We start from the raw sequence: 26,395 nt of genomic DNA, 5'->3' as shown, positions 1-26,395 counted from the left end.
TAAGGAGGTATAAAGTGGCACGACGGATAATATTGGATGCTTGCATACTATCTTTTTGAAAGAGATTCGGCATAGGAGAATAAACTTTTTTATGTGGATTAAATGAATCGGTAGGATTTGGATGATGAGCTGAAGGTTTAGCATTAAAAAGCAAGAATGAGGTAGGTTTACTGTTTGTAGAAGGCTTGTGGAAGGTGGTCAGAGCTGGGTAGAAGGTGTTGTTTTTAATGTAAACAGATGTTTTTTGAGATTTGCAGCAATCCTCCCATATGTTTGACGTGTGCTCCCTTTTTCGTGTATTCCACTTTGATAGTCAATTATTTATCAATATTCCTGCGACTGACAGCTGTAGACAGCTTTGAAAACTGACAAGAAAAGGTTTGATTTTTATTGAAAAAAAACAAGGAAAAGTTTGGTGGTATCGGAAATAAGTACTACCTTTGCACTCGTAATTCAGAAATGAGATAATCATAAATGGTTTTGCAACGGGGCGTAGCGCAGCCCGGTAGCGCTCCTGGTTTGGGACCAGGCGGCCGCAGGTTCGAATCCTGTCGCCCCGACTTAGTCTAACTCTTTGGAGAAAGAGAGACGTTAAATGCGGCAATAGCTCAGTTGGTAGAGCACGACCTTGCCAAGGTCGGGGTCGCGAGTTCGAGTCTCGTTTGCCGCTCTTTGACATTCTGGAATGTATATAGAAGTTAGCTTCTAATTTATGCCCAGGTGGCGGAATTGGTAGACGCGCACGTTTCAGGTGCGTGTGTTTCACGACGTGCAGGTTCGAGTCCTGTTCTGGGCACATTTTCATTCAGAATGTCAGATATATGCTGGAGAGGTGGCGGAATTGGTAGACGCGCTACTTTGAGGGGGTAGTGAAAATTGTTTCGTGGGAGTTCGAGTCTCCTCCTCTTCACATAGATTTTATTGGTAAGTTATTACTTACATTTTGATGCGGCAATAGCTCAGTTGGTAGAGCACGACCTTGCCAAGGTCGGGGTCGCGAGTTCGAGTCTCGTTTGCCGCTCTTTTTAAAAGAGAAACATACATAGCATTATCTTTATGAATTTATATCTGCGATATTTCGATAATGAAGTATTAGTGCATAACGTTGAGGAGGCATTGGATTTTTTAAGTTCAATACCTGACATTCAAATTACTCCCGATTTGGAAGATGATATCAGAAACTATGCCTCAAATGATGTTTTTTATCCGAAACGTTATAAGGTTCGTCCACGTGTTTACTTTATCGTTATCAAGACCGAAGCTGCGAGTATGATGGATTTCAAGCAGAAGAAGGCACTTCGTCCAGTTGCTGATGGAATAGCACGCAAGGATAATCCTGCTATAATGCACCTTAATGAGGAACGTGAGGGGTGGTATGAAGGTGAACTTGATTTCAAACGAGTCGTACTGATTCCTACTTCCGGAAAGCATGAATACCGTGATACCCACTTCGTTGCACACTGCAAAGCTGTGTCTGGGTGGGATTGCTATAACCGTATCGTAGAATATCTGAAGGATAGGGTTGACAACAGAAGTCAGTTCCCGTCAGCTAAAGGTAAGAATTTTAAGTTTAGATATTTAGGTATGTGGAAGTAATTTCCGCATGCCTTTTATTATTGTTTTCTTATGAATAAGGTAATGTTGATCGGTAATGTAGGTCGTGACCCGGAGATACATTATTATGAAGCTGATCAGTGTGTTGCATCTTTTACTCTGGCTACAACAGAGCGTGGTTATACGCTCCCGAATGGTACATCGGTGCCTGACCATACGGACTGGCATAATATCGTCCTATTTAAGGCATTGGCAAAATATGCTGAGAAATATATTCATAAAGGAGATAAACTTTATATAGAGGGACGTGTACGTTATCGCTCTTATGATGACAAAAAAGGTGTGCGTCGCTATGTAACAGAGATTTACGGAGATAACCTTGAATGGCTGTCAGCTCCCCGTAAAGCTGAAAATATGTCTGAGGAGAAGGCTGGCAGTAATGCTGCCGGGTCTGCAGATAATTCTAAATTACCTTTTTAATGAGTCTTTTTTTAGTAGATATATCTTCTTATATTAGTATCAATCCAATAGGTGTCAGCGTTGTTATTGCAATTCTATTGGCGGTTTCCCTTCTTTTTCTGTCTGGTTTTGCCAGTGCGTCAGAGATAGCTTTCTTTAGTCTGTCACCAACTGATGTAGAGGCTTTAGACCCAGACAAGAATACTTCAGACAAACTTATTCAGCAGCTCAGAGATGATAGTGAGCGTACTTTGGCAACAATTCTCATTACGAATAACCTTGTCAATGTGGCAATCATCATGCTGTGCAATTATATTTTTAGCAGTTTGTTTACATTCGGAGCAGAATGGCTGCAGTTCCTTTGTGTTACGATTCTGCTGACTTTCCTTCTCCTGCTCTTTGGTGAAATCATCCCAAAGGTGTATAGCAGAAGGAATCCGTTGGCATTCTGTCGGAATGGGGTAAAGGGAATTGTATTCTTTCGTAGGCTATTCTGGCCTATTGAAACAGTCTTGTTAAAGAGTGGTGCCTTTGCAGAGAAAGTAGTGCAGAAGGAGAACCGTCAGCTGTCGGTTGATGATTTGGAACAAGCACTGGAACTAACGGATAAAAGCGATATCAAGGACGAACAGAGTATGTTGCAGGGTATCATACGCTTTGGTGATGAGACTGCTAAGGAGATAATGACCTCTCGTCAGGATATAGTAGACTTGGATATTAGATGTTCGTATGAGGAGGTGCTGAAATGTATTGTTGATAATAACTACTCACGCATCCCTGTCTATCAGGATAATGAAGACAATATCCGTGGTGTACTTTATATCAAGGACCTGCTGCCACATCTGTCAAAGTCGACCAACTTCCGCTGGCAGAGTCTGATGCGTCCACCTTATTTTGTACCAGAAACAAAGAAGATAGCAGATCTTCTGCGTGACTTCCAGGAGAATAAGGTACATATAGCTATCGTTGTGGATGAATTCGGTGGTACAAGTGGTATTGTTACGCTGGAGGATATTCTTGAGGAAATTGTTGGAGAAATCAATGATGAGTATGATGAAGAAGAGCATAACTATACGAAGTTAGGCTCAAATACCTATATCTTCGAAGGCAAAACTCTCTTGAATGACTTCTCTAAGATTCTGAATCTTCCCGATGATGAGTTTGATGAGATTGAAGGTGATGCTGATTCATTGGCAGGATTACTGTTGGAAATTAAAGGAGATTTCCCAGCAGTGCATGAAGTCTTGAACTATAAGAATTATAAGTTTGAAGTTCTTGCTATCGAAGAACGCCGTATCAGTAAAGTGAAAGTAACAGTCTGTGGTGAGAATAACGAGTAATGCTGATGGCAAGGTGCGCATCGGACTGCTTGAGATAGAGAAGGGCAGACAAGCTGAACGAGAAGGAGCACGTCTTCTTCTGACTGCAATGCTGGGCTATGAACCATCCATAGTGCATAATAAGGATGGCAAGCCGATGATAGCAAACTATCATATCAGCATCTCTCACACTATTGGTTATGTAGCTGTTATCCTTTCCCGTGATTATGAAGTCGGTATTGATATTGAGTATGTTTCTGACCGGGTTCGCCGTATTGCATCACGTTTTCTAAGGCATGATGAAATGTTTACAGATACAAAACAATGTCTTACAGCTTGGTGCGCCAAGGAAACGATGTATAAGCTCTTTTCTTCAGAACATTTGGGTTTTCAGGACATGAAAGTTGATACAGTATCAAGATTGGTAAAGAACTTAAAGCAAAACCTTGTCATTAAGTTTGAATGTGAGGAGACTACAGAGTACATTTTGACTTACGCCTGGCGAAAAAATGCTTGACGGCATAGTTTTTATAGTTGATTGCACATGTTTTTGTAATAGTCTGTGCAAACGATTGTCCTTTATATTTATTGAATAACAGCAGTTTACCTTGTAGTATATATACAGTATTCGTACCTTTGCATCATAAAAAGATTGTTTAGGTAACGGCGACTGATAATTAACGCTAACGGGGCATATTCTTTTAAATAAAGGTATATCTTACGAGTTAATTTCGTTGTAAAAGATTGATAATTAGAGATTAGGTTTTATTGATTTGGTTAGGAACCCCATTTACTGTATGAAGTAAGTGGGGTTAAATGTTTTATTGATAAAAATGCATATTATATAACAAAATTCTTCATTATGTGGTAAAAAATATTTAAATTATAGGTGATACGTACAGGTTGACTTGCTTTTTACAACCATTTTATCTATCTTTGCATTAGTCACTTAATGTATAGCGTGATTTATTTACTAATTAGTCTAATTTACAGGAGGGATTTAAAATGAAAGAAACTAAGACCTTGGAATTCTTCGAAGATTATGAATTCGAGAACCAAAGCAGTCAAGAAAACACCGAAGCAAATCAGCTGCTTGGTGGTGAGATTTGGTACAACTAAGTTGTATTCGCATTTGGAAGTATCTTTAAAAACTGAATAAAGGACGCACTTACTCTATGAGGTTAAGTGCGTCTTTTTATTTTATCCTTTTCTTCCTTGGGATAAGATGGGCTCAGTAGAAAAAAGGTGGGGGATTTTATCGCTTGATCCGTTAAATGCGTGGATGCTATTCGTATAGCTTTAACGGAAGAACCGGAGGTATGCATTATACAAAATAATAAACCAAGACGGTCTTGGCTACCTACTTTATTATCATCCTCCGATGCAGAAAACCTTTTCATTTTAATTCATTGAAAACGCAGACAAGAGATTGAAAAATCATGACATAATTTCGGATAGAATACCTACAGATACAGGCAAAAATACGTATAAAAAGCAAGTTTGCAACCAGCAGGAACTCAGTTAGTTATAAAGTCGTGCAAGAAAAGGTGCTTAATTGGACTTCAAAAGGGCGTTAGTAAGGTCTCAAAAGGGCATCTATTGCAAGCCAATTGGGCGTCTTTTCAAAGCCAAAAGACCATGTATTGGTTTTGAGTTGCATGAAAATAGTTTACAAACGTTGGTTGATATGGGAATAAGTTGTTTGTTGAAGATGGAAAGACATGGTATCTGTTTGCCTTTTCTGCATTTTTATTTTGTGCTTTATTCTCCTTTGTGAGACCGTCTATTTTTGGATAGTCATACCATACAAGCGTATAAACCTTTGTTCTGTTTCCAATCTACGTATTTAACGGAAGAATCATAAGATGATGATAGGGAGATGATGCTAAATAGGTTAATCAACTCATAACATCCATCTTTTCTTATTTATTGCTATATTCTTGTTATCTTGTCAGTCTTTATAACATGCCCTGTTCGATACACTTCTATTAAGAAAACAAACAATCCGTTCGTCAATCAAACAAAATCAGTTCACCCCTCAATAATCCGATTTAGCTTTAAGGTAATGAACTTGGACAACATGATGTAAATAGTACCCAACATTTGTTTACTTCACAAGAAATAATTACTTTTGTAGCTATAAATAACTGCTTATGAAAGAAACTAAGGAAATACAGGAAGAACAGATACTTATAAGAATAACAGGGCAGGACCGACCAGGTCTTACAACGGCTGTCATGGCTATTCTTGCCCGCTATAATGCTCATGTCTTAGACATTGGACAGGCGGACATTCACTCCACCTTGTCACTTGGAATCCTTATCCGAATTGATGAGAAAGGTGCAGGACAGGTGATGAAGGAACTACTGTTCAAGGCTACAGAACTTGGTGTAAACATAGGTTTTGCCCCTGTTTCTGATGATGAATACGAAGATTGGGTAAACCGGCAGGGAAAGAACAGATACATCCTCACTATTATAGGTCGTTCTTTGTCAGCACGGAATATTGAAGCAACGACGCGTGTGATTACAGCGCAAGGTATCAATATTGACTCTATCCTCCGTCTGACGGGACGTCAAAGCATACGCAAAGGCAATCAGCACGTAAGGGCATGTATAGAATTTTCATTACGTGGTACGCCCAAGGATTACGGGCAGATGCAGGCTGAACTCATGCAGATGAGCCATGAACAGGGAATTGATTTCTCCTTGCAGAAGGACAACATGTACCGACGTATGCGCCGCCTTATCTGTTTTGATATGGATTCTACACTCATTCAGACCGAATGTATTGATGAACTGGCTAAGCATGCTGGTGTAGGTAAACAGGTTGCTGAGATCACCGAGCGTGCTATGCGTGGCGAAATCGACTTCAAGGAGAGTTTCAGAGAACGTGTAGCACTGTTGAAGGGACTTGATGCAAATGTTATGAGAGACATTGCTGAAACTATGCCTATTACCGAGGGTGTTGACCGTCTGATGACTGTTCTGAAACAATGTGGATATAAGATTGCAATATTAAGTGGTGGATTCACATATTTTGGAGAATATCTACAACGTAAATATGGAATTGATTATGTCTATGCCAATGAGCTTGAGGTAGGTGAGGACAATAAGCTGACTGGGCGATATCTCGGTGAGGTTGTAGATGGTAAGCGTAAGGCTGAGTTGCTGAAGCTGCTGGCTCAGGTTGAAAAAGTGAATCTGGCACAGACTATTGCCGTTGGGGATGGTGCCAACGACCTCCCCATGCTTTCCGAGGCAGGGCTGGGTATTGCATTCCATGCCAAGCCACGTGTGCAGGCAACAGCAGAGCAGAATATCACGACTATCGGACTGGATGGAGTTCTTTATTTCCTCGGCTTCAAGGACAGCTATCTGGGAGAAGCTGGAAAACTGTAAGGTAATAATTCATAAAATAAAGAGAAGTATCGGGTGTGTTGACAGGATTATCCTGCAACACATCCGATACTTCTCTTTATCCTAAATTGGTTTATTGGAAATAGTAAGACACAAATAACTCACGTACATGGGAACGTTTTATCGTATGTCAACAATTCTTTTGTAAGAATAAAATCTTGTGTGGAAAATTACAGATGTGTAACAGCAGTGCAACTAAGCCTTAATTGAATGTCAAAAGGGCGTTAGTTAGAATGCAATTAAACACTGATAAATATAACGTTCTGTAATATATTGACAACCTGATGGTTATATACTTGGTGGTTGGTAGTGTCTACTTATGGCTAAAAGAAGGCATTTCGGTGTTTTATGTGAAGATATTTCGTTGTCTTAATTCGGTTTTTTGAGACACGTTCATACTCTTAAAAGAGCATTTATGTGTCTATACCGTGACGAATGTTTGTCCTGCTATCAAGAAATAACAACAAAAATGGTGATATTACTACTTTAAAACATTCTACAATTTACGTTTATTGATGCTTGGCAGATTCTAAAATACATGTTGAGAGATGTATCTTGTGAAGGCGGTCAGTTCTTTTTGTCTTTTGTTCTTATTTCATTGTGCATGGTAACAATGCTCTTTCAAGAAGAAGGCAAAGAGTCTCTGTCTGAAATGCAAAAGCCGTCAAAGATGATTTTTAGACGCTGATTATACCAAATCTTCGTAGGCCTGGTTCATTTCATTCATCAGAGTTTCAAAGTTGTCAGAGTTTAATGACACCTTTCTAAACATCATTTCCAGATTGTCTTCTTCAAAATTGACAGGTGCATCGTGAAGCAGTGTCATCATTCCCGACAGCATCAAGCGGTAGACTGTAGCCTGATGTAACCCGTTCACATCCGTCTTTGCCAGCGTTATACCAGAGGCATAGGCGTGCATCTGTACACGGACGATCGAGCGTATAGCCAAAGAGACTGCTATGCAGTCCTCATCAGCTAAAGACGGGCAGTCAGCAAAAAAATCATCCACAGACTGTAAATGACCGTCAAGCAAAGCATACATCTGTTTTTGATATTCATCAGTTACAAGGTCGTACAATCCTTTGCTCCCACAAGCATAGCGTAACAAAACTTTTGAAGGAGTAGACTCTGAGAAATGACGTCGTTTCATATCTTCTGCCACCGTTTCAACATCAGGATAGTTCAGACGGATAAGTACAGGGAAAAGCACAGATACGAAATGTCCCGAAAGATTATCGAAGTTGTTTACCAGCAGCTGTTTGTATTCCTTTGGTTCTAAGCCTTTCTTTTCAGGATACAACGCATCAGCCTGTCCCGAGAAAAAAGCATGAAAGTAGCCCCTGACCATTGCAGAGGCTACTCTTGAGCGGTTTATGTCCGTTATTCTCATATATTATCTTATTCTACTATCTATGTCCTCCGAATCTACTGTTATTGCTTGGCACATCTGAACGTGTTGAACCTGACGGAGTCTGGCTTGTACTTGATGAGCTACTTGGTGCAGATTGGCGGGAAGCATTTCCAAAAGTAGCTCTGCTATTGTTGCCAGACGGCTGTGGAGCAGAGTATTGCTGATGCTGTGGCTGATAAGTCTGCCTTTCAGTCTGCTGTCTTGCTCCTCCAAATCGCTGGTCATAGGCTCTGCTTGGCGTTGTGCTCGTATTATTTCTGCTTGCATTGCCAAAGCTGTAATGTGCGTTATTCTGCTGTGGAGTACTCCATGAGCTGCCGTTCTGATAAACCTCCTGATTGCTTCTGCTCTGATTTGTCACAACAGGTGGATTCCGACGGGCTCCAAAACGTCCTGCATAATAGCTTTCTGAATACCGATTGCGCCCTCCACGATAGGTGTGATAATCTGCCGGACGTGAACGGTAATAGTAGCTGCGGTCAGCATAACGATTATAAACCCGATAAGCATAACTGTTGTTGTACCAATAAACGGGACGGTAGAAATAGTCTTCACTTATATAGTAATTATACTGACGGGCATTCAGAACATAGAACATATCGCTGTTGCGGCGTGCCCAATAATCTCCATAAAGTGAACGTTCACCCTGCATGTTCAGAAGATAATCAAGGTTTATTTCATAGACAGCTTCATACTGTACATCACTTAATCCAAGCTCATAAGCCATCTTGTCTGACAGGAAGAGTGCTTCTCGCCGTGCCTCTTCATATCCTAATCTTCCGTAAGTACTGCTATAACCTACGTTGTAACCATCGTCATATACTGCAACTGGACCACCGTATCCACCTCCTACAGAGAAGTATGTGCCGCATGAAGAAAGCATAAGGCTCAAGCAACCTGATACGAATGTATATAAAAGCATCTTTTTCATATCTGTAACCTTTAAATGTGACTACTTTTGTTATTTATCTATTGCAAAAATAGTCTTTTGGTTTCAAATATCAAATAGGTAAATTCCTATTCCGTAAGGGGAAGTTCCTATATCTTATTCCACCTCTTCTACGAGGGTGTTAGGCACTTCCTTGGATTTCAACATCTCGTCAAGACTCTTGAAAGTATAGGCTGCCTTGTCCTTGACAAAGGTCTTGGAGAAACGGTCGCGCAGACTCATCAGCTTCTGTACCGCCTCCTGGTAGGTCTCTGCCGTAATCCGGTCTGCCATAGCCTGTGCATTTACCGGGGTAAAGTCGAAATACTGTACGAGGTACTGCTGGAACTGACGACGCTGGTTCTGTGTCATTTCCTGTAACTGTACATTCATCTTGTCCTTCGTGCGATGTATGATAAAGACGAGCTCATCAGGCTCACCGCCACGCTGACCGTGGTCATACTTTTTCTGATACTCAAAGTGGCAATCGCAGAACCCTTTTTCTGCAAGTTCCTTCAATTCCTGCATGGCAGGGTCGAGAACACGGCGGCAGAAGTCAGAGAACTTCTTGTAATTGTTTTCCAGACGAAGCATCTTGCGGAACTCCAGCGTCTTGATAACCGTGCGCCCTTTGTCCACCCATGACTCAATGAACATGTAAATGCGTTGTGTATAACGGTTCTTACATGCAAAGACTATCTGTTTTCCTAAACGGTGATAACCAAAATCCAGTGAGACAAGTCGCTCTGCCACAGTATGGTCGAGCTTCAGAATGGCATATTTGTTATAGGAGCGGTCTTCGGGAATATACACATCACAAAGGTTGGTTGCCTTTGTGTATTTCCTTCCTTCAGCCGTCTTATAGGGTATTTCTACAGGGATAGAGGCAAGCATCTTCAGCGAGTTACGCAACTGAGGGTAGTGGTTCGGGTCAACGCCTAACTCCTTGAAAGGAAGTTTGATAGGCATACGCCCGTCCTCGTCCAGCTCATCAGTATGAAATAAATCCAGCTGAAAGCCACGTTTGTTGTTCAGAATACCGTGCAGGATAGACTGCAGGCTCTCGACAATAGATACCAGGATTCTCACTTGAATAAGAGAGTAGTCGTGGCGCATCATCGTCACGGCAATCGGCTGTAGGAGCCAGGTCTCTTCCTCGATTGGGATAAGGTCATTTGAGATAGTACGGCTTTTCAATGGAGCTTTCTGTGCTTTTGCTCCACGCTTACGAGTGACCTTCCTGATGGCTGTCTTGTCTGTTGTCATATTAGTGTCCTTTGCCTTTATCATGAAGCTGTATCAAAGATGCGGGTATGCACGGCTTTGTGCATCCTTCATTGTGCATCGTTCACGGACGCACGAGACATACGTCACTGTAGATTGCCAATGAGTCCTGTTTTTGTCACAGCCTCTTCCAATTTGCAAAGATACTGCTTTTATTTGAACTATCTACTAAAAAAAATAAAAATGATGCCCCCTGTCCATCTATCTTAATAGGTTTGATAAATGAAGAACATAGTCATTATCATCCTATCAAGCGGCATGTTTGGATTACTGCTTTTGAGTAGTTCAGGTATAAACTGCATAAATTACTTTACTGTTATTACTGCTTGATAAAACTAAAACAGCATACTTTCCCACGTCCTTTTAAATAGATAGTATCCTGTTGTATTTAGAAAAGTAAGCTCTCTAATCGAAAAAAGGTTTATTAGCTTTTGGTAGTACGACACTTTTCTAACCGAATGCTCTTCCTGGCCTGACAACATATTGCAACCTGTTTAGCCATCAACACCATTGGTGTTTACCAAGAACACCACATGTGATGGGCAACAGCACATCGGTAGAAAATGCTTCTTCCGTTATATGCGTAGACGCCTACGCATATAATGGATATAGCCTCAAAGTGAAGTGTTCTTCATTTCTAAATCCATATCACTGAGACAATAGGGCTTTTATCTAAATCTGCAACTGTTCGCTTGTCCGCTTGTATCCTGTGAGATACTAAAGAAATGCATTTGAAATATCTTGATAATCGTGCAGCCGTCAGGCTCAAAAAGAAGTGCAAAAATGACGGATTTCAGCAGCATTGTAACCTACAGAGAATCAGATGCTTGCACAACCGTGTTTCAAAAGGGCGTTAGTTAGGGTTCAAAAGGGCGTTAACAAGACCTCAAAAGGGCGTCTTCTCGAAGCCAATTGGGCGTCTTTTCAAAGCTAAAAGAGCATCAGTTTGATTTCATGTTATGAAACGTTTTTACAAAATGTTGTCTGGGTCACTACAAAGATACATAATGACAGCTTTCATACAAGCAGAATGATGAATATCCACGCATTTAACGGAAGAAACGAAAAAATGGAGAAAAGGGTTATTATCGTCATTATAATAATGTTAAGACACTAATGACGATCCTATATGGGAAAACTTCATCTGGACACCAATAACTTTACTATAAACGTAAAAGGAGGAGACCCGAAAGTCCCCCTCCCTGATGGTATCAGAATAAATGTTTATGAAAATTAGGTATAAATATTATCAATATGTTATCCTTCATAGCCCTTTCTCAAGGTACACTGTATGAAAACCTGTTGAAAGACACTATATCTATTATTTGAGTTTTAATGTGGACAAAGATAAACGAAACGAATCTACCAGCAAAAAGATTCAGGTTAAATAGTATTTATCTTGTGTTATGAAATTCAAAACAAAAAGGTGGACAAAGAAAGATAATCTTTCTCCGTCCACCTTTATATATGTAGGAAGACATCATTTTACTTCACAGCTTAGCTCCTTGCCTTCAGCCAGTTCCTTGACACTGTTAAGTGTTGAAACGGCAATGTTATGGAGTGCCTCCTCCGTAAAGAAAGCCTGGTGCGAGGTCAGCACAACGTTCGGAACCATCAGCAGACGAGCCAATACGTCGTCGTCAATCATCTTGTCGCTCTTGTCCTCGTAGAAATATTCCTTCTCTTCCTCGTAAACGTCCAGACCAGCTGAGCCCACCTGCTTCATGCGCAGCCCCTCAATAAGGTCTTCGGTATTGATAAGTTGACCACGGCCAGTATTAATAATCATAACGCCCTTCTTCATCTTGGAGATGCTCTCCTGGTTGATGAGGAACTTGGTATCAGGGGTCAGCGGGCAGTGGAGGGAGATAATGTCACTGTTAGCATAAAGTTCGTCAAGCTGGACAATCTTCACGCCATACTGCTTTGCAAACTCCTCGTCAGGGTAGAGGTCATAAGCCATGACATTCATGCCAAAGCCATGCAGAATCTTTATCAGCTCCTTGGCAATACGTCCCATGCCGATAACACCCGCAGTCTTGCCATACATGTCGAATCCGAGCAGACCATTCAGAGTGAAGTTTCCGTCACGTGTACGGTTAACTGCACGATAAATCTTGCGGTTCAGACTCAGCATCAATGCCACGGCATACTCTGCAACAGCGTGTGGAGAGTAAGCTGGAACGCGCGTTACCTTGATGCGTCCTTCAGCTGCCTTGAGATCTACATTGTTGAAACCGGCACAGCGAAGAGCTACCAGCTTTACACCGTTCTTCACCAGTTCGTCAATTACCCTCGCATCACACTCAGCATTTACGAAAATACATACCACATCAGCATCCTTTGCCAAGGGTACCGTGCTGATACTAAGACGCTCTTGATAATAGTGAATATCGAAATTATAATCTTTGTTTACTTCATTGAACGACTTGATGTCATACGACTTTGCGTCGAAGAATGCTATCCTTATTGCCATTTACCTAATATGTTTAAAATTATTATAAGTGCTTTAGATAATCCCTTATATTCCAATGTTCAAGGGAGTTCTTTACATTTTCTGATGTCCCAGGTGTTTTATATATTCAAGTTATCCAGTCTTTTATCTAAGACACTGCAAAGATACGGATAAATTGTAATATGTGCAAATATTTGACTTTATAGAATCTTATTTAGACAGCAATGGTGCTACTATGCGTTCATACATTATAAAACCTTTGACAACTGTCAACGAAACAGGCATTACATTTGAGCTTTAAGCAACCTTGTTGAAGCCAGATTTGATATTCATTATTCGATTACGAATATGCTGCTTTCAAAGAATGATTATAATGTGACGTAGGAAGTAGCGGGTGTTACCTACAGGACGAAGCTCGCATCATGTTCAAAAATATATTTGTTTTTATCCACTATAATTTAGAGATATATGCCCAAACGAAGAAAGTCAGCCCATCAATAGTTTTGGAGTGCATATTTCCTCTACATTTTTCTTTCTTGAGAGTAATGTCAAATAATTACATTCATGCACCCCCGTTTATTGTTTTCTAACGATGTGCTCGTGCTCATCACCAATGATGCTGTTAGTAAACGCCAATGGTGTTGGGCACTAACCACCTTGCGATATGTAGCCAAAGTGAAAGCAACTTGTTGTTGTCATATGCCAGAAGTACCCGTTATTCCCACCTATTGACCTTTTTATATGAGTTTTCGACACTGATATTGCAGAAATTTATGTAATTTTGCATTCATGTTAGAGATTATCAACATACTTTTAAATCGTGAATAATTCATCCACTATAAAGGGCTATGGCTATGCCAGCCTTTCTGCAATCACGTTCGGTACTATCCCTCTTTTTTCCATTCCAGTAATGGAATCAGGGATGTTATTGCCGTCAGTTCTTATCTACCGCTTCGCCTTCGGTTGCCTTTTTATGATGGCTATCCTACTATGGCGCAAGCAGAACCTGCATATACGATGGGGAGACGGACTCCGTATCATGTTCCTTTCCATCATGTATGCGGTATCAGCAGTATGCCTTTTCAGCAGTTATGAGTATATGCCAGGCGGTATTGCAACAACGCTATTGTTCTCTTACCCAGTATGGACGGAGGTTCTGCTCATCCTTTTCTTTCATGAGAAACTGACCTTGCGTATAGCCTTGGCAATTCTGCTTGCCATCGGTGGAGTAGCCTTTCTTGGAGGAATCGGGCAGGCAGATGGTATCAAGTCAATGTGGGGTGTTACACTTGCCATGTCGTCCGGACTGCTATATGCCATCTATATGGTCTTTTTTCCTCACATGCGTATCCGAAAACTGCCAGCGTTGAAGGTGAATTTCTATATCTTCTTCATGGCTATGTTATTGCTAGTCCTCTATGCAACATTTACCACGGGAGGAGTACAACGTATCACTAACGCAGACTCTTTCCTTTCATTGATACTGCTGGGATTAATCCCAACCACCATCAGCAATGTCACTTTGGTCCGCTCGCTTGCGCTGATTGACTCAGCCAGTGTGGCTATTCTGGGAGCCTTTGAACCACTCACAGCGATGACTATTGGTATTACGCTCATGGGTGAACCGCTCACGACATCTATTATCATCGGTTGTGTTCTTATCATTACCTCGGTGATACTTCTCATCACCAAGGGCAAAACCTTACCTAATCCTCTTCGGAAATATGCCGACCACCAAGAATAAAAACATCCTTTGGCATCTTCTTGCCATTGCCATTGTTGCCGTATGGGGCACTACCTTTGTAAACACAAAAGTGCTGTATAACAGTGGGCTGACACCGTTGGAAATCTTCTTTCTTCGCTTTGTCATTGCCTATATCTGTATATGGTTTATCTCGCCCCGTCACCTGTTTTCCCGAACATGGCGTGATGAGTTGATTATGGTCCTGTTAGGTATCACGGGAGGTTCTGTCTTCTTTCTTGCTGAAAACTACGCAGTGGGACTTACTTATGTTAACAACGTCAGCTTCATTGTCTGTACAGCCCCTTTGCTTACAGTGATACTCGGTATAACCTTTGTGAAGAGTATCAAGGCAAGCTGGTCACTGATACTCGGCTCGTTGATAGCCTTAATGGGGGTTGCGATTGTTATATTCAATGGTAGTTTTGTACTGCATCTGAATCCCTGGGGCGACCTCCTTACGCTACTGGCATCGCTGTGCTGGGCTGTTTATTCCTTATTGATGAAGAAGATATCGAACAGCTATTCCGCAGTCTTCATTACACGTAAGATATTCTTTTATGGACTTGTAACGGTATTGCCGGCATTCCTCTTTGACCCATGGACAGCTACCACTTCAATGCTTCTTACACCGAAAGTGATACTGAACCTGCTGTTTCTCGGTCTTATTGCATCATTTCTTTGTTTTGTTCTCTGGACACTCGTCATTGCAAAGATTGGTGCTATGACATCATCAAACTACCTGTATCTCAACCCGATTACTACTGTCGTCACCAGTGCCATCTTCCTTAACGAACCTATGACAGCCATAGCTTATGTGGGTAGTGCACTGATATTGGTAGGAGTGGCAGTGTCGAATAAGTAATATACGCTCCTTGTCAGCCGGTCTACGGTTGGCTGCTGATGGAAATAGTCGGATGCTCTTGTGTTTACTCAGTCTTAAAACATTTGTATTGTCTTTTAAAATAACTTGATCATAATATGAAGAAAACAGTATTGGTAACTGGTGCTACCAGTGGAATTGGTGAAGCCTGTGCACGTAAGTTTGCACAGGAAGGATACGATATTATCATTACAGGACGCAGGGCACAACACCTTGCCGACCTGAAGAAAGAACTCGAAGTAAAAGGCACAAGGGTACTGGCTCTCGCTTTTGACGTGCGGAACCGTAAGGCTGCAACTGCAGCTATCAACAGTCTGCCGCTCGACTGGCAGCAGATTGATGTCCTTATCAATAATGCTGGTCTGGCACTTGGTCTGGAACCAGAGTACGAGGGAAGTTTTGAGGATTGGGAAACGATGATTGATACCAACATCAAAGGACTCTTAACCATGACACGACTCGTCGTACCAAGGATGGTAAAACACAACAGCGGCCACGTTATTAATATCGGTTCTGTAGCTGGTGATGCAGCCTATGCTGGTGGCAATGTCTATTGTGGAACGAAAGCCGCCGTGAAGACTATTACCGATGGGCTCCGTATAGACCTTGCACATACATCTGTGCGTGTAACTACTGTGAAGCCGGGACTTGTTGAAACCAACTTCTCTAACGTCCGCTTCCATGGCGATGATGCCCGTGCTGACAAAGTCTATCATGGTGTAAAACCGCTCACTGGTACTGATATTGCCGATGTTGTTTTCTATGCAGCTTCTGCTCCTGCACACGTTCAGATTGCCGAAGTGCTTGTTCTTGCCACTCATCAGGCTAACGGAAGTGTGCTACATAGAGACGCATCAAAGTAAGTACCAATCTTCTTCGGTCTTATTTTGAAATCTTTTAGCGCATAAACAAAGAGTTCTTATACGCTCAAAAGAGAGATAAAAAGAAATTATAGTTGTGGGGATACAGGTTCATACATTCTATTGTCGATGTTCAGAAATAGACGTATGAACTCATATCCCCACTTACTTTACTAAATGCACAGAAGAAATGAGAATTAAAATTATTGATCATAATACATATAAAGAATTAGATTATGAAGCCATTTTTGATAACTGTCATAATGATTTTTATCGGAAATATGGAAAAATAATCAATGCCGATTCACATACAAAAATTGCTTGGTCGAGCGACCTATTACTACCTCAGTTTTTAGATTTATCTTCGAAAATATATGCAATAGGCATCGAGCAAAATTTTGCTATTTATGATTTTGAAAAGAAACACAGAATTATGTATTTGGACTTAATGTTTCTTTTTTGTGAAATGGTAAAGTTTAACCAAAAATTATTTATTGCAACTGAATTAGAAGTTATTGTTGTGGATTTAGAAGAGTATAACATTATTGATACCATATCATTACCAGATATGTACGATAAAATTGAGATTAATTGTGATAAAATTGACATTCATTGTTTGGAAAATATTCTTATAAAGTATAACACTGGGGATAATTAAAATAAGCAACGCTGTAGTACGGTGTTGAATTTTCTTTACATCATTCCTTGCAATCTTTACTTTTAAGAAACAAAAAAGCACCTTTTGAACACCTTTGTAACCATCTTATTATAAACTTGTTACAAAGTCATGCAAGAAAAGGTGCCTAATTGGACTTTAAAAGGGCGTTAGTAAGACCTCTAAAGGGCATCTTTTGCAAGCCAAAAGGGCGTCTTTTCAAAGCCAATTAAGCCTTAATAATAATAGAGGTGATGAAAAATACTTACAAACATAGGTGGTCTACCTGCTGTAAAGTGTTCTACTTATTTATTTATCTATGAAGTGTGTTGTATATTAAAGTTTTCCCCCAGAATATTTATTCATCCATTGGCTTTTTCTCACGTGCCGTCTTGATTCTGTCTTGTATCATCTGATAGTGAGAAATAGCATGTTTACGTGCGCTGATAATCTGGTATCTGTAGACAAGACAGGTGGTTATAAAATAAACAGTTGTCTGTATCCATAATGCACGGACTTCAGGAAGAATATCGTTGAATGTTGCTCCCATGGATGCTATTCGCAGATAACCACGCACACCGAAGGTGGAAGGAATGAGCCAACTGAAACCCTGCCATACTCCAGGAATATTGCTCTGCGGCCACGAGGCGCCTGTAAGGAACAGGAAAGGGATAGACGTGAAGACCACCAGAAGCATTACGTTCTCGCGATAACGCACGAGGCAGGAGAGGGTCATCCCGAAGAAGATGACCGCTAACAGATAAGGCAGGAGAAGCCAGAAGAGGTCGGCAGGACGGGCAAGCATCGTAAAGTTGAAGAAGTAGGGTACTGCCATCGTGATGTAAGCTGACATGACACAATAAATCATGAGGTAACAGGACGATTTTCCGAGTACTATCTTCATGATCCCGTCGTAATGTCTGCCGATAGGAACAAGGTCCTGAAAGCGGTTGTTCTCACGTGCAGTTCCAGCCGATAGTCCGATACCGAGAAGCAGGGTCTGTTGCAGAATAAGAATCAGAACACCCGGCAGAATGGCATTGCCATAGCCTCCTGTCGTGTTGAAAATCGGTTGTGCATCAACAACCATAGGTTCAGTGTTCAGTTCTTCGTCCCGTTCTGTAAATGAGAACGTATGGGGTTTCTGCCGTTCAGCACCCATTTTGAGCGATACAGCCAGTGCAGTCTGATAGATAGCCTTATAAGTAAGCATCAGACTCATATCACAATATACGCCCACATGCGCCTGGTCGCCACGGTTCAGTGTACGGTCAAAATCACTGGGGAAATAGAGTACGCCATGTACAGCCTGTTCTCCCACCAGCGCCTGTGCCTCCAGAAGGTTGTTGCAATAATAGGCAGCATGCACATCTGGTGACGCATCAAAGTTACGGATGAACTCACGGGAAGAAGAAGAGTGGGAGAGGTCGACGATAGCAACAGGCACCTCGCGCACCACCTCATTATTATATATCCATGAGTAAAGCAGCGGATAAGCCAAAGGAACAAGGAGGAAGAAAATCAAGACTCCTTCATCCTTAACCGTACTTTTCATTTCCAGCCACCATATATAGCAAAGCGAAGAGAGAAAACTCAGCAATCCTGAGCTTGCTTTCTTTGTGTTGGTATGGGCTGTTGTATTCTTTGTTTCTGACATGATTGACAGTTTATTGAGTCCTCGTTCATGAGAGGTTATTTAGGCAATGATGAGCGGATGACATGTAATGCATAATAGGAACAGGCTATGATAGATTCTTATAGCATCTTTCCCTTTGCCATATCCCGAAACCTTCTGTACCTCCTTTCGGTCAGTTAACGTTAGTTGGGGGAGGTTCTATGGTATATACACATACTCCACCATTGCTCGTTTTATGTTCCGTATCACAAGGATAGGAAGAGTGGCAAAGGCTACCAGCGCAACGACATTCACCCAAGCATCAATCAACGGATAACCATTGAAGACGCATATCTGATAGATCATATAATAGTGACGCAGCGGAACAATCTGTGCCAAAGCCTCTATCATACCGTCCATTGCAAAGAGCGGGAAAGTTGCACCGCAGGCAGAGAAGCCTACGACTGCCCAGAGAGAGCACACACTCATCGACATTCGCAAGGAAGGCATCAGACCGAAGACGAAGACACCGAAGCCTTGGGAAGACAATACGGTAAGAACGGCAAGGAAGATAATCATGAGTATGCCACCGGGATGTGGAAAGTTCAGATAGCCATAGACATACCATTCATACCCCAAGAAGATAGTCAGGAACACAAGTGTCTGTGGTAACAGCTTACCTGTAAGGGCTATGAAGATGTTGTTTCCTGCCATAGACATCCACTTATGTGCCCGTCCGAACTTCAGTTCTGTACCGATAGAGTAGGCGGTGATGAGGAACATGAACAGCACCAGGATACCCGGAACCATGATACTGCTCAGATAGACGTTATAGTTCATCCATGGATTGCCGACCATGTGTACGTCAAGTGCTATGGGCTGTATGAACTCCTTTATTTCCTTGGGAGTCTTGCCAAGCATCTGTAGTTTGGCTGCACCTACCGCCGCCGAGCTGAGTGTGGTTACGGTCTTGAGGTCTTTAAAGAGCATTCCGCCCGCAACAAGAGTTACATTGCTGTAATAGAATGACATTTTAGGCTGCCGTTTTGAGATTAGTCGGGCAGTTGTTCCGTCAGGAATATAAAGGAAGGCATAAATCTCATTACGCTGTATGGCTTTGCGTGCTTCGGCAACACTGTTGTAATGTCCTGCAACATGGGTGCTCTGGAAAGCATCCAGCTGACGAATCATAGCACGTGTAATAGAGGTGTTGTCGTTATCGACCACACCACAGGGCAAGTCCTCTGGCTGTCCTTCATTCATCAGGGATGTAAAGAAAAAAATCACAACAAGTGGAAATACCACCATGCAACAGATGTAGATGGGATTGTGAATAATCAGCCCCACTTCACGAGCAGAGAGGTTGACAAGCCTTCTTATGTATATGAGTAATTTCTTCATTATAATTAAAAACTCCTCAATTCCCTATAAACATGGAAAGTTACGAGAGGAGAAATGGCTTTAAAAGCCCTTGATAGATGGTCATTAAATAATAAAACATTAATTTCTAACAGATGAAACAAGCATCCTAATCAAGCGTGCTTAGCCCTAACACCATTGGTGTTCACCAACAACACAACATGTGATGGGCAACAACACGACGGTAGGATATGATAAGAGAGGGACATTATCGTTACTAACTAATAGCAAACTTCTGCACAAAAGACTTACCAATCAGCTTAAAATCCTTTACCAATCTTTATTCCGTTAGGCAACTCCCCTCCATCGGTTCCTACTTCTTTATTATCAACGACATGCCTGGCTTCAGACCATCCACCTTCTTTGTCGGGCGTGCCTTCACCTGAAACGTCTTGAGGTCATACTGCCCGTTGGTCTTAGTAGCCTTCCATACTGCGTAAGAGCCTTGATCCTTCATGGATGTTACACGCATCTCAATGTATTTGTCAAGGGCTGGTACGAATACTTTAAACACCGTCCCAATCTTCATGTCCTTGAGCTGGTCCTCACGGACATTGAAAGTACCCCAGATGTCATTAACCATGGAGATACTCATAATCGGACTACCCAGACCTACAAGTTCACCCACCTTTGGATAGATGGTCTCTACCTCACCATCAGCAGTTGCACGCTGCACGGTCTCTTTCAGTACGGAACGGACCACGTCAATGGCTGAACGAGCCGCCTGCGCCTGTTTCTTTGCTGCCTCTTTCGTTTCCTGTCGTGCACCGTTCTTGGCAAGTTCCCATTGCGCCTTGGCAACCTCAACACCAGCTTTGGTTGCCTCGTAAGCCGCCATGGCTTCATCACGTTTCTGTGCTGTCATCACACCTTCATCAAAGAGTCGCTGCATACGACCGTAAGTCTTTTCTGCGATGCCATTGGCAGCGATCGCCTGTTGATAGAGCTGATAGGCACTCTCGACGGTCTCTCGACGGGTTGGCGCTTCTGCCAAGGCACTCATTGCATCTGTTGCACCAGCTGCAGCTTCCGCAACTTTCTCCTGTGTACTTGCCTCTGGGATAGCCAATGTGGCAAGGATATCGCCCTTGTGAACAAAGTCACCTTCCTTTACTTTGATATCCGTTATACGTCCAGGGAACTTACAAGCTACACGATATTCGCTCACTTCTACTTCTCCCTGTATCACTTCTTCTGTGCGGTCAATGGTGAAATAACCAATGACAGCTACAAGAACGACTACGAAAACAAAGCCTAAAACGGCTAAGAGAATATTGTTATGTTGTGATTTTGCTGACATATCTCTTTAAACTTTGAGGTTTGAGTTTTATGTATTTAGTATTGAATTGTGTGCTTTGCAGCTTGAGAATTGAACCTTGGGATATTGAATCCATGGCATTCTTATGTGTTCATAAAGTCAATTCCCAAAGTTCAAACATCAATCTTCAATGTGTTAAAGACTGCCAAGAGCCTTTTGTAATCCCGTTTGTGCTAACTTAACGTTTATCTCGGCATCAATGATTGCCATGCGGGCTGTCTGCCATGCAGTCTGAGCTGCCATAACCTCAGTAACGGTCATGACCCCCTCCTTGAAGCCTATGTTAGCACAACGAAGGTTCTCTTCAGCAGCCTCCATGTTTTTATGGGATGTAGCAAGCTGCTTGTTGGCATCCTTGAGACGGAGGCGGTTCTGCTCCACTTCCAGGTCAATCTTCTTGCGTATATCTTCCATTTCCAGCTGTGCTATGCTTGTAGCTGTCTTACTTGCACGCACCTTATACTTGTTCTCTCCCCAGGTCCATACTGGAATCTGTACTGTTATACCAATGTTCCAAAGGTCCGTAAAACGCTTTTGGAAACCATTGAAAAGATTCGGATTTGACAAAGAATAACCACCTGTAAGAAGAACGTGGGGAAGATAAAGCGAACGAATGAGCTTAGTATTCTGTTTGCTCATATCGACAGCATTCTGCAAAAGACGTAATTCAGGACGGGCTTCAACAATAGCTGTGCTGTCTGAAACAGAAGTGTTGTGCGTGTCAAACTGTGTCGATGGAGTAGGGGGGAGATCGGCATCTCCTTCATCTGATAACTGTATATCACCATCCAGTTCAAGACCACAAAGCTCGCACAATGCCATCTTTGCCAGTGAAACACCGCTTTGAATGCGGGCAATCTGCAACTCGGCTGTATTGACAGCCACATCAACTTTCAATCCATCAGCCCGCGTCGCGACGCCTTCACGAATCATTATCTTTACGTCATCGTCCAGCTTCTGTGCCAGGTCTCGATACCGTATAGCCAAAGCCTCTTTCTTCTTCAATGAAATTGCAAGCCAATACGCATTGTCCACGCCATAGAGCACTAACTGTCGTTTAAGGCTGATATTATTCTGTACAACTTGCTCACCAATAGCCGCCATGTCATTGGCAGCCTTGATAGCTCCACCCATATAAATAGGTTGGTTGACAATAATTCCACCAGCATAGACATTCTTTGTATTCGAACGGAACGCATCATTGATGCTCTGCCCGATGTTATTACCAGCCTGTACAAGTGGTGTGGTGATATTGCCAAGGACCTGCCCAAGTTGCTGAGCAATCTGTGGACTGAGGATACCCTGCTGTACCAATGAGGTGAGGTTCTGACCAATCTGACTCCCCAACTGCCCTATAGTATTCGTTCCAAGATTACCAAAAGAACTCTTCTGCTTGTCATTGAGGAGCGATATTTCGCGTGAAAAATGCTGGTACCCGGCAAGTGCATCCACCCTTGGCAGATACTTAGTCTTAGCTGCCTTGCGTGTGTTCTCAGCCACATCCACCGTCATACGTGATACTTTCAGCTGGCGATTGTTCTGTAAAGCCAGCTCCCGGCATCGCTGCAGGGAGTACACCTCCTGTGCATGAACGCCAAAAGTAACACCGAATAGCATTGCTATGGTGAATAATCTTTTCATTTCTAAAATGTCTCTAAAGTATTCAGTGCAAAATTACTCTTTTTGTATGGATTGACCATGAAAAGCGAGGTGATATTCATTAAAATACAAAAATATGCCTATTTTTAGGGAAATATAGAACAACTTTAGAAATAAATGTTTAACTTTGCAGATGCTTTCTGTATAAAATACAAGTACGAAAATATTTCACACTGTGAACAAAAAGAGTTTTTTTTACCGTGTCTTCGACCTATACTATGATGGTTTTCGACACATGACATTGGGTAAGACGCTATGGACGGTGATAATAGTAAAGCTGATTATCATCTTTCTTGTACTGAAAGTGTTTTTCTTTCCGAACTTTCTGAAACAGAATGCCAAACCGGGAAAGGAAGGCGATTTCATAGAAAAGCAGCTAATGAAGCGGTAGCAGCTTTCGGACGAATCTACCCGCTTATACCAAAACACAGAATATTCAATTCTTAACATTTTAATAAATAACAAAAACAATGGAAAACCTACTTTTAGCCATTGACCCAGGAACAGTTGACTGGTCACGTGCCCAATTTGCACTGACAGCCATCTATCACTGGCTTTTCGTTCCCTTGACGCTGGGCTTAGCTGTCATCATGGGAATCATGGAGACTTGTTATTATCGCACCCGAAAGGAGTTCTGGCGCACGGCAGCCCGCTTCTGGCAGCGATTATTCGGTATCAACTTTGCCATGGGTGTTGCCACTGGTATCATCCTTGAGTTCGAGTTCGGAACGAACTGGAGCAACTATTCATGGTTTGTCGGTGACATCTTCGGTGCACCACTTGCCATCGAGGGTATTCTGGCTTTCTTCATGGAGTCAACATTTGTTGCAGTGATGTTCTTCGGCTGGAACAAGGTTTCAGCTGGTTTCCATCTTGCTTCTACATGGCTCACAGGTCTGGGAGCAACCATCTCTGCATGGTGGATTCTCGTGGCAAATGCGTGGATGCAGTATCCTATTGGCTGCACATTCAATCCAGAAACGATGCGTAATGAGATGACTTCATTCATGGACGTTGCACTGAGTCCGTTTGCAATCGACAAGTTCACGCACACCATTACATCTGCATGGGTGCTGGGATCAGCATTCACTGTCGGTGTCGGTTGCTGGTACCTGCTTCGTAAGCGTCACACAGAGCTCGCCACACAAAGCATAAAGATAGGTTCCATTGTCGGTCTTCTTGCCTCACTTCTGGTAGGTTCAACAGGACATAGTTCCGCTTATATGGTTGCGCAGACACAGCCAATGAAACTTGCTGCCATGGAGGCACTCTATGAAGGTGGTACGGACCAGAGCCTGACAGGTATTGCCTTGCTCAATCCTTTCAGGCAGCCTGACTATATGAATGAAACCGAACCACCTATGCGAATAGCTGTGCCTAACATGCTTTCTATGCTTGCAACAAACGACCCTCATGGGTATGTTCCGGGTGTAAAGGACATTATCAAGGGTTATCAGAAGGCTGACGGCACGATGGAACCATCACTGAAGGAAAAGCAGGAACATGGTCGCAACGCTATCCAGGCACTTAAGGACTACCGTGCAGGAAAGGACAAAGAGGCTAATCTGAAGGTTCTTGACCGTGACATGAAGTACTTTGGTTATGGATATATCAAGGATGCTGACCAGATTGTGCCATTCATTCCTGTCAATTTCTGGGCATTCCGTGTCATGGTAGGACTTGGCTGTTTCTTCATCCTTGTGTTTGCTGTAATGTTATTCATTGTTTACAGAAAAGACATAACCCGTCCACGCTGGTTGCAGATGGTGGGTGTTGCACTGATTCCATTGGCTTATATTGCCAGTGAGAGCGGCTGGCTCGTTGCGGAGTTCGGTCGTCAGCCATGGACCATCCAGGACATGCTTCCTACATGGGCAGCCGTGAGCGACCTCTCAAGTGGGGGTATTGCACTCACCTTCTTCCTCTTCCTTGTTCTCTTTACTGCAATGCTGGCAGTTGAGGTTAGTATTATGTGTAAGCAAATTAAGAAAGGACCAGAACTATGACATACGATTTTCTGCAACACTACTGGTGGTTCATCATCTCACTCTTGGGTGCGTTGCTTGTCTTCCTGCTCTTCGTACAGGGTGCAAACTCCATGATTTCCCAGTTGGGCAAGACGGAGGAAGAACGCCGCATGATTATCAATTCAACCGGACGTAAGTGGGAGTTCACTTTTACTACACTTGTAACTTTCGGCGGAGCATTCTTTGCTTCTTTCCCATTGTTCTACAGTACCAGCTTCGGCAGTGCCTACTGGGTGTGGCTGCTGATTCTGTTCACATTCATTATTCAGGCTGTCAGCTATGAGTTTCAGAACAAGGCAGGCAATCTCTTTGGTGTGCGTACCTTCCAGGTATGCCTGATTATCAATGGTGTTCTCGGTCCGTTGCTATTGGGCGGAGCTGTTGCAACCTTCTTTACTGGTTCCAACTTCATTGTGGAGAAGGGCAACATCACTGATTTCATGCAGCCTGTTATCTCTCGCTGGGCAAACGGTTCTCGTGGACTTGACGTGTTGCTCAACCCATGGGTGGTTATCTTTGGCATTTCAGTGGTATTCCTTGCACGCATCCTCGGCACGCTCTACATTAATAATAATGTGAATGATGATGTTATCCGCAGACGTATTCGCAAGCAGTTGCTCGTCAACACCGTGCTATTCCTGCTGTTCTTCCTGCCTTTCCTCATCGTGACACTACTGGGTGATGGCTATGCTGTCAATGAAGCTGGTGTTATCGTTATGGAGCCGATGAAGTATCTGAACAACCTGTTGGCTATGTGGTCGCTGGCTATTATCCTGCTTGCAGGTGTTGTTCTGTTGCTTTTCGGAATCATCAAGACTGTCCTGAAGCCAGCGTATATCCGTGGTATATGGCCTGCAGGCATTGGTGTTGTGCTGGTAGTGTTGGTGCTCTTCCTCATTGCAGGATGGAACAACACAGCTTACTACCCATCAACTGCCGACCTCCAGAGCTCTTTAACTATTCAGAATAGCTCATCGAGCGAGTTCACACTCAAGGCAATGTTCTATGTCAGCTTCCTTGTTCCATTCGTTTTGGCATACATTGTTTATGCTTGGCGTGCTATTGACAAGAAGGAAATTGACCGCAAGGAAATAGCAGAGGATGACCATGCTTATTAAAGTATAACTACCTGTTCATAATAGATAATTACCAAGAGGGTGGGAGAAGCGAGCATCAGCGGACTTCTCTCACCTTCATTTCTTTATCATAAAGGCATGAGGTTTGCAAGAAACAACAAGAATAAATTTCTGAAAAATATTTACAAGTCCAACCGCTGCCAATACTTAGATTTCTGCATTTTACAGTTCAATCGCCTAACTATGTAAGCATCTGCAAATCAATCCGTTGTAAACCTGTACAAGAAAAGGTGCTTAATTGCATTGCAATTAA

Annotated in this window: 20 protein-coding genes and 5 tRNA genes; 17 read left to right on the top strand and 8 right to left on the bottom strand. The window is 42.4% G+C overall.

Translation table 11 applies throughout. From position 1 onward, the window contains the following. Positions 1-486: 486 nt before the first annotated feature. The 10 genes from ADJ77_RS03465 to serB all read left to right on the top strand — a co-directional run bounded on the left by ADJ77_RS03465 (position 487) and on the right by serB (position 6,733). A tRNA-Pro gene (locus ADJ77_RS03465) sits at positions 487-560 on the top strand. Between the two features lie 37 nt (positions 561-597). Continuing rightward, a tRNA-Gly gene (locus ADJ77_RS03460) sits at positions 598-670 on the top strand. Positions 671-714: 44 nt separating this feature from the next. Continuing rightward, positions 715-796, top strand: a tRNA-Leu gene (locus ADJ77_RS03455). A 30-nt stretch (positions 797-826) separates the two neighbouring features. Continuing rightward, positions 827-910: transfer RNA gene (locus tag ADJ77_RS03450), tRNA-Leu, on the top strand. A gap of 38 nt (positions 911-948) precedes the next feature. Beyond that, positions 949-1,021: transfer RNA gene (locus ADJ77_RS03445), tRNA-Gly, on the top strand. 35 nt (positions 1,022-1,056) lie between these two features. Further along, on the top strand, positions 1,057-1,596 hold the full coding sequence (locus ADJ77_RS03440; protein ID WP_025078492.1) for a hypothetical protein: 540 nt from the start codon (positions 1,057-1,059) through the stop codon (positions 1,594-1,596). A gap of 30 nt (positions 1,597-1,626) precedes the next feature. Beyond that, complete coding sequence (locus ADJ77_RS03435) at positions 1,627-2,034, top strand: single-stranded DNA-binding protein (RefSeq protein WP_025078493.1); 408 nt, start codon at positions 1,627-1,629, stop codon at positions 2,032-2,034. Beyond that, a complete protein-coding gene (gene gldE / locus ADJ77_RS03430) occupies positions 2,034-3,353 on the top strand; it encodes a gliding motility-associated protein GldE (RefSeq protein WP_025078494.1) in 1,320 nt (439 codons plus the stop codon). The genes ADJ77_RS03435 and gldE overlap by 1 nt, the downstream gene beginning before the upstream one ends. Then, positions 3,337-3,849 (top strand): 4'-phosphopantetheinyl transferase family protein, encoded by a 513-nt coding sequence (locus ADJ77_RS03425; protein ID WP_025078495.1) that lies wholly within the window; start codon positions 3,337-3,339, stop codon positions 3,847-3,849. Before gldE ends, ADJ77_RS03425 begins: the two co-directional genes overlap by 17 nt. 1,636 nt (positions 3,850-5,485) lie before the next feature. After that, a complete protein-coding gene (serB, locus tag ADJ77_RS03420; RefSeq protein WP_050696019.1) occupies positions 5,486-6,733 on the top strand; it encodes a phosphoserine phosphatase SerB in 1,248 nt (415 codons plus the stop codon). A 706-nt stretch (positions 6,734-7,439) separates the two neighbouring features. Here the strand turns inward: serB and ADJ77_RS03415 are convergent. From ADJ77_RS03415 to ADJ77_RS03400, 4 genes are all read right to left on the bottom strand, one after another. After that, on the bottom strand, positions 7,440-8,141 hold the full coding sequence (locus tag ADJ77_RS03415; RefSeq protein ID WP_025078496.1) for a hypothetical protein: 702 nt from the start codon (positions 8,139-8,141) through the stop codon (positions 7,440-7,442). Between the two features lie 16 nt (positions 8,142-8,157). Continuing rightward, positions 8,158-9,093 (bottom strand): hypothetical protein, encoded by a 936-nt coding sequence (locus ADJ77_RS03410; RefSeq protein ID WP_025078497.1) that lies wholly within the window; start codon positions 9,091-9,093, stop codon positions 8,158-8,160. Positions 9,094-9,207: 114 nt separating this feature from the next. Next, on the bottom strand, positions 9,208-10,356 hold the full coding sequence (locus ADJ77_RS03405; protein WP_025078498.1) for a replication initiation protein: 1,149 nt from the start codon (positions 10,354-10,356) through the stop codon (positions 9,208-9,210). A gap of 1,498 nt (positions 10,357-11,854) precedes the next feature. After that, entirely contained in the window at positions 11,855-12,850 is a 996-nt protein-coding gene (locus ADJ77_RS03400) for a 2-hydroxyacid dehydrogenase (RefSeq protein WP_050696018.1), read from the bottom strand. A 799-nt stretch (positions 12,851-13,649) separates the two neighbouring features. Here ADJ77_RS03400 and ADJ77_RS03395 point away from each other — a divergent pair. The 4 genes from ADJ77_RS03395 to ADJ77_RS03380 all read left to right on the top strand — a co-directional run bounded on the left by ADJ77_RS03395 (position 13,650) and on the right by ADJ77_RS03380 (position 16,971). Continuing rightward, positions 13,650-14,573, top strand: coding sequence for a DMT family transporter (locus ADJ77_RS03395; RefSeq protein ID WP_025078499.1), 924 nt, complete (start codon positions 13,650-13,652; stop codon positions 14,571-14,573). Then, entirely contained in the window at positions 14,554-15,435 is an 882-nt protein-coding gene (locus ADJ77_RS03390; protein ID WP_025078500.1) for a DMT family transporter, read from the top strand. The genes ADJ77_RS03395 and ADJ77_RS03390 overlap by 20 nt, the downstream gene beginning before the upstream one ends. A 116-nt stretch (positions 15,436-15,551) precedes the next feature. After that, positions 15,552-16,316, top strand: coding sequence for an SDR family oxidoreductase (locus ADJ77_RS03385; RefSeq protein ID WP_025078501.1), 765 nt, complete (start codon positions 15,552-15,554; stop codon positions 16,314-16,316). A gap of 187 nt (positions 16,317-16,503) precedes the next feature. Further along, entirely contained in the window at positions 16,504-16,971 is a 468-nt protein-coding gene (locus tag ADJ77_RS03380; protein ID WP_025078502.1) for a hypothetical protein, read from the top strand. A gap of 355 nt (positions 16,972-17,326) precedes the next feature. On the opposite strand, the gene ADJ77_RS03375 is transcribed toward ADJ77_RS03380, so the two are convergent. The 4 genes from ADJ77_RS03375 to ADJ77_RS03360 all read right to left on the bottom strand — a co-directional run bounded on the left by ADJ77_RS03375 (position 17,327) and on the right by ADJ77_RS03360 (position 22,961). Beyond that, the gene (locus tag ADJ77_RS03375) at positions 17,327-18,625 is read right to left on the bottom strand and encodes an ABC transporter permease (RefSeq protein WP_025078503.1); all 1,299 of its coding nucleotides are present in this window, start codon (positions 18,623-18,625) and stop codon (positions 17,327-17,329) included. A gap of 177 nt (positions 18,626-18,802) precedes the next feature. Next, positions 18,803-19,984 carry an ABC transporter permease gene (locus ADJ77_RS03370; RefSeq protein ID WP_050696017.1) on the bottom strand — a complete coding sequence of 394 codons (1,182 nt, stop codon included), beginning with the start codon at positions 19,982-19,984 and terminating at the stop codon, positions 18,803-18,805. Positions 19,985-20,315: 331 nt separating this feature from the next. Then, positions 20,316-21,302 (bottom strand): HlyD family secretion protein, encoded by a 987-nt coding sequence (locus tag ADJ77_RS03365; protein WP_050696016.1) that lies wholly within the window; start codon positions 21,300-21,302, stop codon positions 20,316-20,318. Positions 21,303-21,455: 153 nt separating this feature from the next. Next, complete coding sequence (locus ADJ77_RS03360) at positions 21,456-22,961, bottom strand: TolC family protein (RefSeq protein ID WP_050696015.1); 1,506 nt, start codon at positions 22,959-22,961, stop codon at positions 21,456-21,458. Between the two features lie 193 nt (positions 22,962-23,154). Here ADJ77_RS03360 and ADJ77_RS03355 point away from each other — a divergent pair, with 193 nt between their 5' ends. From ADJ77_RS03355 to ADJ77_RS03345, 3 genes are all read left to right on the top strand, one after another. Next, positions 23,155-23,370 carry a DUF4492 domain-containing protein gene (locus ADJ77_RS03355; RefSeq protein ID WP_025078504.1) on the top strand — a complete coding sequence of 72 codons (216 nt, stop codon included), beginning with the start codon at positions 23,155-23,157 and terminating at the stop codon, positions 23,368-23,370. A 79-nt stretch (positions 23,371-23,449) separates the two neighbouring features. Continuing rightward, on the top strand, positions 23,450-24,985 hold the full coding sequence (locus tag ADJ77_RS03350; RefSeq protein WP_025078505.1) for a cytochrome ubiquinol oxidase subunit I: 1,536 nt from the start codon (positions 23,450-23,452) through the stop codon (positions 24,983-24,985). Further along, entirely contained in the window at positions 24,982-26,124 is a 1,143-nt protein-coding gene (locus tag ADJ77_RS03345; protein ID WP_025078506.1) for a cytochrome d ubiquinol oxidase subunit II, read from the top strand. The genes ADJ77_RS03350 and ADJ77_RS03345 overlap by 4 nt, the downstream gene beginning before the upstream one ends. The last annotated feature ends 271 nt before the right edge of the window (positions 26,125-26,395 follow it).

The organism is Prevotella fusca JCM 17724 (genome assembly GCF_001262015.1).
GTDB lineage: Bacteria > Bacteroidota > Bacteroidia > Bacteroidales > Bacteroidaceae > Prevotella > Prevotella fusca.
The sequence above is the reverse complement of the archived record's forward strand: the minus strand, read 5'-3'. Positions and strand labels throughout refer to the sequence as shown.